Source organism: Helicobacter baculiformis, from assembly GCF_900197685.1.
GTDB lineage: Bacteria > Campylobacterota > Campylobacteria > Campylobacterales > Helicobacteraceae > Helicobacter > Helicobacter baculiformis.
Window position 1 is genome coordinate 135,940 of the sequence record NZ_FZMF01000013.1, and the last position, 10,093, is coordinate 146,032.

11 protein-coding genes are annotated in these 10,093 nt (G+C 44.1%); 10 read left to right on the forward strand and 1 reads right to left on the reverse strand.

What is annotated here, in order from left to right; translation table 11 throughout:
• The first annotated feature begins 39 nt into the window (after positions 1–39).
• Both C6G87_RS02975 and nspC read left to right on the forward strand, forming a co-directional pair.
• Positions 40–1,011, forward strand: a complete 972-nt coding sequence (locus C6G87_RS02975) for a chemotaxis protein (protein WP_104752047.1) — start codon at positions 40–42, stop codon at positions 1,009–1,011.
• Positions 1,011–2,216: a carboxynorspermidine decarboxylase gene (gene nspC, locus C6G87_RS02980; protein ID WP_104752048.1), complete on the forward strand. Its 1,206-nt coding sequence runs from the start codon at positions 1,011–1,013 to the stop codon at positions 2,214–2,216. Before C6G87_RS02975 ends, nspC begins: the two co-directional genes overlap by 1 nt.
• On the opposite strand, the gene prmC is transcribed toward nspC, so the two are convergent.
• Positions 2,213–3,046, reverse strand: a complete 834-nt coding sequence (prmC, locus tag C6G87_RS02985; protein WP_104752049.1) for a peptide chain release factor N(5)-glutamine methyltransferase — start codon at positions 3,044–3,046, stop codon at positions 2,213–2,215. The two genes, nspC and prmC, sit on opposite strands and share 4 nt — an antisense overlap.
• A 140-nt stretch (positions 3,047–3,186) precedes the next feature.
• Between prmC and C6G87_RS02990 the strand changes: the two genes are divergently transcribed.
• From C6G87_RS02990 to C6G87_RS03025, 8 genes are all read left to right on the forward strand, one after another.
• The gene (locus C6G87_RS02990; protein WP_104752050.1) at positions 3,187–4,221 is read left to right on the forward strand and encodes a D-alanine--D-alanine ligase; all 1,035 of its coding nucleotides are present in this window, start codon (positions 3,187–3,189) and stop codon (positions 4,219–4,221) included.
• The gene (locus C6G87_RS02995; RefSeq protein ID WP_104752051.1) at positions 4,221–4,952 is read left to right on the forward strand and encodes an alpha/beta fold hydrolase; all 732 of its coding nucleotides are present in this window, start codon (positions 4,221–4,223) and stop codon (positions 4,950–4,952) included. The genes C6G87_RS02990 and C6G87_RS02995 overlap by 1 nt, the downstream gene beginning before the upstream one ends.
• 2 nt (positions 4,953–4,954) lie before the next feature.
• Positions 4,955–6,421 (forward strand): Mur ligase family protein, encoded by a 1,467-nt coding sequence (locus C6G87_RS03000; protein WP_104752052.1) that lies wholly within the window; start codon positions 4,955–4,957, stop codon positions 6,419–6,421.
• 9 nt (positions 6,422–6,430) lie between these two features.
• Positions 6,431–6,922, forward strand: a complete 492-nt coding sequence (locus C6G87_RS03005; RefSeq protein ID WP_104752053.1) for an HIT family protein — start codon at positions 6,431–6,433, stop codon at positions 6,920–6,922.
• A gap of 11 nt (positions 6,923–6,933) precedes the next feature.
• Complete coding sequence (locus C6G87_RS03010) at positions 6,934–7,869, forward strand: ribose-phosphate pyrophosphokinase (RefSeq protein ID WP_104752072.1); 936 nt, start codon at positions 6,934–6,936, stop codon at positions 7,867–7,869.
• Positions 7,870–7,887: 18 nt separating this feature from the next.
• A complete protein-coding gene (locus C6G87_RS03015; RefSeq protein WP_104752054.1) occupies positions 7,888–9,099 on the forward strand; it encodes an adenylosuccinate synthase in 1,212 nt (403 codons plus the stop codon).
• Entirely contained in the window at positions 9,096–9,524 is a 429-nt protein-coding gene (locus C6G87_RS03020; RefSeq protein ID WP_104752055.1) for a flagellar export protein FliJ, read from the forward strand. The genes C6G87_RS03015 and C6G87_RS03020 overlap by 4 nt, the downstream gene beginning before the upstream one ends.
• Positions 9,517–10,093: MotE family protein (locus tag C6G87_RS03025; RefSeq protein WP_104752056.1), on the forward strand; the 577-nt coding region annotated here is incomplete at its 3' end. The genes C6G87_RS03020 and C6G87_RS03025, both read left to right, overlap by 8 nt.

The window sequence follows — 10,093 nt, forward strand, 5'->3', positions numbered from 1 at the left end:
ATGCTATAATGGAGTTTCATCTTGCCCTAAGGAGCGCGCATGGCTAACAATCTCGCCCATATTGATCAAGTGACTAACCTACACCGCAATAACGAACTGCAACTTTTATGTTTTAGATTAGGTAAGAATAAGGACCTCTATGCGGTGAATGTCTTTAAAATCCGCGAAGTGGTGAAGTATAATGGAAGTCTCACCATGATTAGTCATGAGCCTAACTCTCTAGTGGAAGGGCTCATCATCATTCGCGAGCTCACTATTCCCCTGATCGATATGAAAAAGTGGTTTTACTATGACAGCAATAACAAGCAGAAGGATCTGCGCCCCTTCAGGATTGAAAAAGAAGCCAATGAGGACGACATCATTATGATTTGCGAGTTTTCGCGTTGGACCATTGGAGTGCGCATTTATGAGGCTGATCGCATTTTAAATAAGAAATGGACGGAAATCGAGCAGAGTGCGGGCGTGGGAGGTAATACGAGTAATAGCAAGCTAGTAAGCCGTACGCGTTATTTTGATGGACGGTTGGTGCAGGTGGTGGATATTGAGAAAATGCTCACCGATGTCTTCCCTTGGATTGAAGAGGAAAGTCATGAGGAGTTGAGCAAACTCTCCAAGCTCTATAGCGATAAGATGGTATTGCTCGCCGACGATTCCCCCAGCGTGCTCAAAACCATGCAGGTGATTTTAGATAAGTTGGGGATCAAGCACCTAGATTTTATGAATGGGCAACAACTCTTGAATTACCTCTTTGATAAAGAGACTATCGTTGAAGATATTGGGCTTATTATCACAGACCTAGAAATGCCAGAAGCGAGCGGATTTGAAGTCATTAGACGCGTGAAGTTGGATGCAACGACAACTAGAATTCCCATTGTAGTCAATTCATCCATGAGTGGAAGTAGCAATGAGGAGATGGCGCGCTCTTTGCACGCGGACGACTTTATTTCTAAATCCAATCCTTTGGATGTGGAACGCATCATCAAACAATTCCTGCCCGTCAAGAGTGCCTGATGTTAGATTACCACTCCATTCCCTCACCCTGCTATGTGTTGGAGCTCTCTAAATTACAACATAATCTTGCGATTCTAGAGAGAGCACAGAGGGAAGCGGGTATTAAAATTGTGCTTGCACTCAAAGGGTTTGCTTTTTGGCGGAGCTTTGAGTGGGTGCGTGCAAGCTTACACGGCTGTTGCGCAAGTGGGGTGCATGAAGCTTTATTGGCTTATGAAGAATTTGGCTCTCGAGAGAGCGGTAAGGAAATCTGTGTCTTTAGCCCGGCCTTTAAGCCTAGCGATATCGCCCAAATTTTGCCCATCGCCACCCATGTTATTTTCAACTCTTTCACTCAATACCATGCCTACAAGAACTTAGTGCTAGAAAAAAACAAAAAGCTACATAAGTTGGGACTTTCGCCCATCAAAATAGGTTTGCGCATCAATCCTCTTTTTAGTGAAGTGCATCCCCTCATCTATAACCCCTGTGCCCCGCATAGCCGTTTGGGTATCACGCCTCAAGCCTTTAAAGAGGGCGTAGCGCGCTATGGTTTAGAAGGGGTGAGTGGGTTACATTTTCACACCCATTGTGAGCAGGACGCACCCGCCTTACAAGAAACCTTAAAGCATGTGTGTTGCCATTTTGGCACGACCCTAGCACAGATGGAATGGCTGAACATGGGCGGAGGGCAACATATTAGCAAAAAAGATTATGCCTTAGAAGTCTTAGTATCAGCAGTGCAACAACTCAAAAGGGATTATCCAAATCTCAAAGAAATCTTTTGTGAGCCCGGGGAAGCAGTAGGTTGGCAAACGGGTTTCTTGCTTTCTAGTGTGGTGGATATTGTAGAAAATGAGGGGCAGATTGCTATCTTAGATGTGAGTATCACTAACCACATGCCTGATTGTTTGGAAATGCCCTATAAGCCAGAAATTTTTAAAGTGGCTGGGGATGGGAATGTCTTTGAAGGCAAGCAGACCGGGGAATTTAGCTATTTTCTAGGGGGAGCGAGCTGTTTGGCGGGGGATTTTGTTGGACCTTATTGCTTTGAAGTTCCCCTGCAAGTGGGTGATAAAATTATCTTCAAAGACATGCTACATTACACGATCGTCAAGAACAATACCTTTAATGGCATTGCCTTACCCGCTTTGGGTGTGCTTACCCATGACAAATTCACTCTGCTAAAAAGCTTTGACTACACGCATTATAAGGAACGCAATTAACTTCTAAGTGTGGCAACAAAGCCACGATCGAGCTTGGCGTAATCGGTGTAGAAAGTGCCACGATAGCCCCTTAACTCTAAGTGCTCGCTCAGCGAGGCCTTTTGATCAGAGCCCATTTCGCAGACAAGGAACTTTACACGCTTATCTGCAGCTTCATCGATAAGAGCTTTAAGGATTTCATTACCTTCTTCACCCCCATAGAGCGCGATTTCAGGCTCATAGCGTACAGAGTTATCTAGAGGATAGTCTAAGGGAATATAGGGGGGGTTGCTCACCACTAAAGTGCGTGCAGGAATATCTATACCCTGTATAAGTGAAGTGTGCATTAAAGAAACACGCGCCTGCAGGCTAAAGGTGGTGATATTGATACTAGCCACCTCTAGGGCATCCATAGAGATGTCTGTACCCATTACCATGATTTTCGGGTGTTGCAAGGCTAAACTAATCCCTACAACGCCACTTCCAATCCCAACTTCCACCACATTTTTAATGCCATATTCTTGGATTAACTCGGAGGCCTGGTGCACTAAAAGCTCAGTCTCTGGTCTAGGGATCAACACGCGCTCATCGACAAAAAAAAGACGGCTATAAAAACTTACTTCATGGGTGATATATTCGATGGGTTTACCCTTAGCACGCGCCTTAACCATGCGCATGAAGCGATCAAGGGCAAAACTATCTAACTCTTCTTGGGCATGCATGTGTAAGTACACGCGATCTACACCTAACAAATGGGCTAAAAGCACTTCTGATTCAAGTGCAGTGCGCACACCTTTATCGCGAAGAAATTTTTTAGCTTCATAAAGTGCCTTAGAGATATTAGTTTGCATATAATCACAACTTAAAATGGGGTTTGCAAAGGGGCATTTTATCCTAAAAAACCTTTAAAATGCTAGCACGCTTGCAGGCAATCTTTAGAGGGATTTGGCTATAATGCGCCGATTGTTTTTAAGCTTACAAAAGGATGAGAGTGGTATACGGGGTTTTGTTTGGGGGAAAGAGCTACGAACATGAAATTAGTATCGTGAGCGCGATCGCGCTTAAAGAGGTTTTGGGTGCCGAAATCGGGCATTTTATCTTTTTAGATGGCATGCGTCGCTTTTACCTAATTCCCACTAGAGAGATGCGCTCAAGCTTCTTTGCTACAGGGCAGTATCAGAAGTGTCCAGAACTCATTTTAAAACAGCATGGCTTTTATACGCAAGGACTTTTAGGGAGCAAGCAGGTTGGCTTTTCTCTTCTTATCAATCTCGTGCATGGGGGTGATGGGGAAGATGGTAAACTCGCCTCATTGTTAGACTTTTTTGAAGTGCCTTTCGTTGGACCTCGAGTAGAGGCATGTGTCTTGAGTTGTAGCAAGTATTTAACCAAAACATTTGCGCAAGAGAGAGAGATTAAAGTCTTGCCCTATGTTTTTTTAGATAAACACCAAAGTAATGCGCTAAAAACGCTGGCTTACCCCTTGATCGCCAAACCTAATCGCCTAGGGAGCTCTATTGGCATTGGCATTATCAAGGAGGCTAAAGATGTGGAATACGTTCTAGATGAAGTGTTTGAATTTGATAACCAAGTGATCGTAGAACCTTTTAAAGCAGGGATTAAAGAATACAATCTAGCAGGTTGCATGGTGGAAGGGGGCGATTATATCTTTTCTATCGTGGAGGAACCCAAGAAAAAAGAGTTTTTGAGTTTTGAAGAAAAGTACTTGGATTTTGGACGCACACAAAAGGTGCTTAAAGCAGAGGTTAGCACGGAATTAGAAGCGCGCATGCGCGCGTTGTTTAAACAGGTTTACGAGCCTTTTTTCGTGGGAGCAATCATCCGTTGCGATTTTTTTGTGATGGATGATGAAATCTTTTTAAATGAAATTAACCCTATTCCCGGGAGTCTAGCACACTACCTTTTTGAGGATTTTACTTATGTCCTTGAAAATATTCTTCTGCCTAAAAATCCCTCTGTTTCTATTACCTACCACTATATCAATCAGATTCAAAAAAATAAGTAATGGCTAAACGCAAGGTGGCATATCAAGGGCGCGATTTTGAGATCGCTTACGATCTGCACAACAAGAACGCACTTAAAAGTGTTGCGTTCTTGCACGGCTGGGGGAGCTCTAAAGAATTAATGCAGCACGCATTCAAAGCATATTTTACAGATTACAGACATTTCTACCTCGATTTACCCGGTTTTGGCAGAAGTCCCAACCAAACTTTTCTTACCCCACAAGATTACGCCCATATTGTAGATACCTTTTTTCAATCCCTAGAGGTTACCCCAGATTTGATGGTTGGACATAGCTTTGGAGGCAAAGTTGCTACACTGACACAGGGTTCTAATTTAGTGCTTTTGAGCAGTGCAGGTATTGTATTGCCAAAATCTTGGAAAACACGTCTAAAAATCAAGTTGGCTAAAGGTTTAAGAATGCTGGGGATGAGCAATCGCGCGCTCAGAAGTGCGGATGCGCAAGATCTAAATCCAGCGATGTATGAGGTTTTCAAGTACACGATTCAAGAAGATTTTAGGGCACATTTTTGCGCATGCGTCAAAAATACCCTGATTTTATGGGGTGCGCAGGATAATACCACCCCTCTTGTGGCAGGGCAACAGATTGCTACCCTTATTCCTAAGAATCGCTTTATTGTCTTGCAGGGGGATCACTATTTCTTTTTAAAACAGGGGGCGTTGGTGCAACAACATTGTTTGGAATATTTTAACTGCCCTAGCGAGCAGGAATAATCATGGGGACTTTAGAATTAGGGGCAATTTGGATTTTTATGTTAGGTCTGAATTACTACCTGATAACTCTGCTGCAATGGTATCATTACAGCTTTGCACGCGTGCTTACAAAGCATCACAAAAAGCGTTGGCATGTTTACCATGTACTCTTGCCCTTAGCAGTCTTTGTGACCGCCCATTTAAAGCATTTTGAACTCGCTTTCTATGTGTTTGTGGGCGGGGTGCAGATCCCATGTCTAGTGTTTTGGGCTTCGCGCTTGGACAAAAAACTTGTTTTCACACCACGCGTGGTGCGCTTTTTCACTATTCTTTTGTTTTTTTTGTTAATGGACGCTTGGTTGGTGCATCTCTGGGGGCAAATAGTTTTTTGGCGCTATCTAATACTTATTGCCTTAGTGCATGGCGCATCTTTAGGCTTTGAAAAAAGTTGTGCGCAAGGCTATGTGCGCTTGGCTAGGGATAAGCTCGCGCGCATGCCCCATTTAAAAATCATCGCCATCACAGGAAGTTTTGGTAAGACTAGCGTTAAAAATTACCTCCACCAAATGCTACAAGGTAAGTACATTGTCTACAGCACCTCAGGAAGTGTGAATACCTTACTGGGTTTGAGTCAAGATATCAATCAAAATCTAGGTGAGAACGCCACTCTTTATATTGCTGAGGCGGGTGCGCGTCAGTCCGGAGATATCAAGGCAATTACCTCACTCTTACAACACCATTACGCTATCATTACTGAAGTGGGCAAACAACACATTGAATATTTCAAAACAATCGAAAATGTCGCTCAAACTAAGGCAGAATTGCTCGATTCACCGCGTTTAGAGCGTGCCTTTTGCTATAAAAGCGAAATTTTAGAACCCTTTTGTCAAAAGATTCCGCAAGAAAAGATCACCTTTTATCCCGGAAAAACTAGAAATATACAAGCCACTTTGGAGGGCACGCATTTTGAGCTATTCTTGGATCAAACATGGGTGTCTTTTGAAAGCAAAATTTTAGGAGCTTTCAATGTAGAAAATCTTACTTTGGCAATCATGGTAGGCTTTTATTTTGGAATCCCTGTTGCCCAGCTACAACGCTTAGTTGCTAAACTTAATCCCGTTCCTCACCGCTTGAATGTCTTACATGTTAATGATAAAATCATCATTGACGATGGCTTTAATGGTAATTTAAAGGGCATGTTGGAAGGAGTGCGGCTGTGTAGTCTTTATACAGGGCGTAAAATTATTGTAACTCCGGGTTTAGTAGAGAGCGACATAGAATCCAATACCACTTTAGGGCAGGCTATCGATCGTGTCTTTGACATTGCTATTATCACAGGTGAACTTAACACAACAACACTGGGACAGGCTATCACGAGCATCCAAAAAGTTTTTCTAAGAGATAAAAGTCAGCTTGAATCGGTCCTGCAAACCATGACCTTACCCAAAGACCTTATTTTATTTGCCAATGATGCGCCCAACTACATCTAAAGGAATACCATGCACCGACTTTATGCGCCATGGAGAAGCCCCTACTTGCAAGGTGAAGACACGCATGGTTGCGTGTTTTGCGCCATCAGTCAAGCAGCCCATTTAGATGAAGGTAACCATGTCCTGTACCGCGACGCGCGCGTTTTTGTGGTGATGAATCGCTATCCCTATAATCCGGGGCATTTCATGGTGATCCCCCACCACCACGTTGATAGTCCGGAACTGCTAAGCTTAGAGGACTGGCATCACCTGCAAACACGCATTTATCAGGGGGTACAACTTTTGTACGCCTTTGGTGCAGATGGAATTAATTTGGGATTTAATCTCAAAGATGCGGGTGGGGCGGGCTTAAGTGCGCATTTACATGGGCATCTAGTGCCCCGCTTTTATAAAGACACAAATTTTGTCAGTGTGATTGGCAATACGCGCGTCTATGGCGTGGATTTTGAAGCTATTTATCAAGAACTGAAGAAAAAAGGAGAATCTTATTTTACCCCATGAAAGGAACGCGCATGCGAACACGGAGCTTTAAAATTTTTAGCGGGAGCGCGCACCCTAGCTTTGGCAAGGAAGTCGCTAAACATCTCAATGTGGGGCTTTCTAAAGTTGTCTTAGGGCGTTTTAGCGATGGTGAAATCAATGTGCAAATTAGCGAGTCTGTACGCGGGCGCGATGTCTATATCGTACAACCCACATGTGCACCCGTAAATGATAATTTGATGGAACTATTAGTGATGGTGGACGCGTTGCGCCGCTCTTCAGCTAGTTCAATCACTGCTGTAGTGCCCTATTTTGGCTATGCTAGACAGGATCGTAAAGCCGCTCCTAGAGTGCCTATTAGCGCAAAGTTGGTGGCAGACTTGATGCAAACCGTGCGTATCGATCGCTTAATCACGATGGATTTGCATGCTGGACAAATTCAGGGCTTTTTTAATATCCCGGTAGATAATCTTTACGGCTCGATTGTCTTTAGAGATTATATTTGTTCAAAGGATTTTAAAAATCCGGTGGTGGCTAGCCCTGATATTGGAGGTGTGGCACGGGCGCGCTATTTTGCTAGCCAAATTGGCATGGATTTGGTCATTGTAGACAAGCGACGCGAACGCGCAAATGAGTCCGAAGTGATGAATATTATTGGGGAAGTGCGTGGGCGTGATGTGATCTTGGTGGATGACATGGTGGATACAGCCGGGACTATCTGTAAAGCCGCTGCCATGCTCAAAGCTAAGGGAGCACATTCTGTAATGGCGCTGGGTACACATGCGGTGTTGAGTGGAAATGCGCTCAAACGCATTAAAGAAAGTGAGCTAGATGAAGTGGTTGTGAGCAACTCTATTCCACTTAAAACCTCTCATCCCAAGATCACAACTTTAAGCGTTGCACCTTTGTTTGCAGAAGTGATTCGCAGGGTTTATCATAATGAGAGTGTGCAATCACTCTTTGTGTAGTCTAAAAGAAGGAATTAAATGGCAGATGTGGTCGTAGGAGTGCAGTGGGGAGATGAAGGTAAGGGTAAGCTAGTGGATCGCTTGGCGCAAAATTATGATTTTGTTGTGCGTTTTCAAGGCGGACATAATGCGGGGCATACTATCGTAACTCAAGATTGCACCTACGCGTTGCATCTAATCCCCTCAGGGGTCTTATACCCTCAATGCAAAAATATCATTGGAAATGGCATGGTGGTTGCACTAGACGCGCTTGCTAAAGAAATTGCACTTTTTGGTAACCTTCAAGAAAGACTCTTTGTAAGCGAACGCGCCCATTTAATTTTGCCCTATCATCAAATGCTAGAGAGCGATCAAGAAGCCCAAAGTGCGATTGGTACAACCCGTAAGGGGATTGGACCAGCCTATCAAGATAAGATCAGGCGAGTGGGTTTGCGTGTGGGGGATTTACGCTACCCCAAGTTGCTCAAAGAAAAAATTGCACACAATCTAGCACACATGCATGTGCAAGTGGATATGCGCGCTATTGCAGAATATTTAGACACTTACGCCCCCAAAATTTTGCCCCATATCGCAGACACAACCGGAATGCTTTGGGAGGGGGCGCAAAAAGGCAAACGCATTTTGCTAGAGGGCGCACAGGGAAGTATGCTTGATGTGGATTTTGGCACTTATCCCTTTGTAACTAGTTCGACCACTATTGCAGCTGGAGCGTGCTCGGGGAGCGGACTTAGCGTGAAAGACATTGATAAAGTGATCGGGGTGGCTAAGGCTTATTGCACACGCGTGGGCAATGGACCATTTCCCAGTGAAGAAGAGGGCGCTATGGGAGAATGGTTGCGCCAAAAAGGACATGAGTTTGGCACAACTACACAGCGCGCACGCCGCTGTGGGTACTTTGATGCCGTTGCAGTGCGCTACGCCTGCCGTTTGAACGGGTGTACAGAATTAGCGTTAATGAAATTAGATGTTTTAGATGGCTTAGAAGAGATTCTAGTGTGTGTGGGCTATGAAAGAGGAGAAGAAACTTTCTTACACATGCCCGATTCTCTGCAAGGAGTCAAGCCGATTTATAAGCGCTTTCAAGGGTGGGCATGTAGTGCGGGTGTGCACACTTTTGAGGTATTACCTAAAGAAGCACAAGCTTATATTTGTGCACTCGAAGAACTTATAAATGTAAAGATTAGTGCCATTTCTACCAGTCCAAAACGCGAGGAGATGATTTTAAGATGAGTCAGTTTAAAGCTTTGCTTAAAATTAAGCGTCAAGCTGTACAGCGCGCTGAAATTGCTCTTGCTAACAACCGCGCCCAAATTACTCATCAAGAGCAGGAGTTACTTGCCCTCAATGCACAGCTCTGTGATTTAAGTGTGCCCATGCAGGGAGGTATGCATGGTTTTGCCCAGCTCAACGCTTTAAAACACAACTACCGTTACGCACTCGCGCAAGCACAAGCAGAAATCGCTAAACTTGAGCAAAGGGCTGTACAATTACAAGAAGCTTACAGACAAGCCAGTCTTGAGTATGAAAAAATCTCTTATTTGGAAACTTTAGAGACCCAAAAAGAGTTGGCGCGCCTTAGAAGACTTGAACACAAAGAGATGGATGCAATTGGAACGAGTATTTTTATCCAAAAGCAAAGAAGTACGCATGTCTAGACTCTACGCATGGGCATTGTGTGGGCTACTTTTGTATGCTGACCAAACCCCTTCGCAACAATTTTTGCAATGCAATGCCATTTTTGAATCCCGCAAAGCTGAAATTGATGCACAATTACAGAGGTTACAAGAGCGCGCGCTCACTTTGCAGACTTTGCAAAACCAAACCCAAAGCTTACTCGATCAACGGAGCGCTAAGGTTGTAGAACGTGAAAAAGCTCTAAGTCTCAAACTCAAAGAGCTTGAAGACAAACAAGATGCCTTTAAAAAGACCCAAGCAGAAAGTGAAAAAAAACTTAAAACTCTGATCGCCAAAAATGAAGAGTTGTTAAAAGAGATCAAGACCGCCAGTCAAAGCAAGCTTTCTAGCACCTACGCCAAAATGAAAGATTCTAAAGCTGCCCCTATCTTGCAAGACTTACCTCCCAGTCAAGCCGCTCAAATTCTTTCTACTCTCGAAGCCAAAGACATGGGCAAAATTTTAGCCAAAATGGACCCGGTTAAAGCTGCCCTACTAACCGAGATGTTGCAAAAGGGTCCGCCCTTTAAAGACCCCCCCAAACCCCCAC

Coding starts and splice junctions, on each gene's coding strand:
- C6G87_RS02975 (WP_104752047.1), top strand. CDS start 40: ATGGCTAACAATCTCGCCCATATTGATCAAGTGACTAACCTACACCGC.
- nspC (WP_104752048.1), top strand. CDS start 1,011: ATGTTAGATTACCACTCCATTCCCTCACCCTGCTATGTGTTGGAGCTC.
- prmC (WP_104752049.1), bottom strand. CDS start 3,046: ATGCAAACTAATATCTCTAAGGCACTTTATGAAGCTAAAAAATTTCTT.
- C6G87_RS02995 (WP_104752051.1), top strand. CDS start 4,221: ATGGCTAAACGCAAGGTGGCATATCAAGGGCGCGATTTTGAGATCGCT.
- C6G87_RS03000 (WP_104752052.1), top strand. CDS start 4,955: ATGGGGACTTTAGAATTAGGGGCAATTTGGATTTTTATGTTAGGTCTG.
- C6G87_RS03005 (WP_104752053.1), top strand. CDS start 6,431: ATGCACCGACTTTATGCGCCATGGAGAAGCCCCTACTTGCAAGGTGAA.
- C6G87_RS03010 (WP_104752072.1), top strand. CDS start 6,934: ATGCGAACACGGAGCTTTAAAATTTTTAGCGGGAGCGCGCACCCTAGC.
- C6G87_RS03015 (WP_104752054.1), top strand. CDS start 7,888: ATGGCAGATGTGGTCGTAGGAGTGCAGTGGGGAGATGAAGGTAAGGGT.
- C6G87_RS03020 (WP_104752055.1), top strand. CDS start 9,096: ATGAGTCAGTTTAAAGCTTTGCTTAAAATTAAGCGTCAAGCTGTACAG.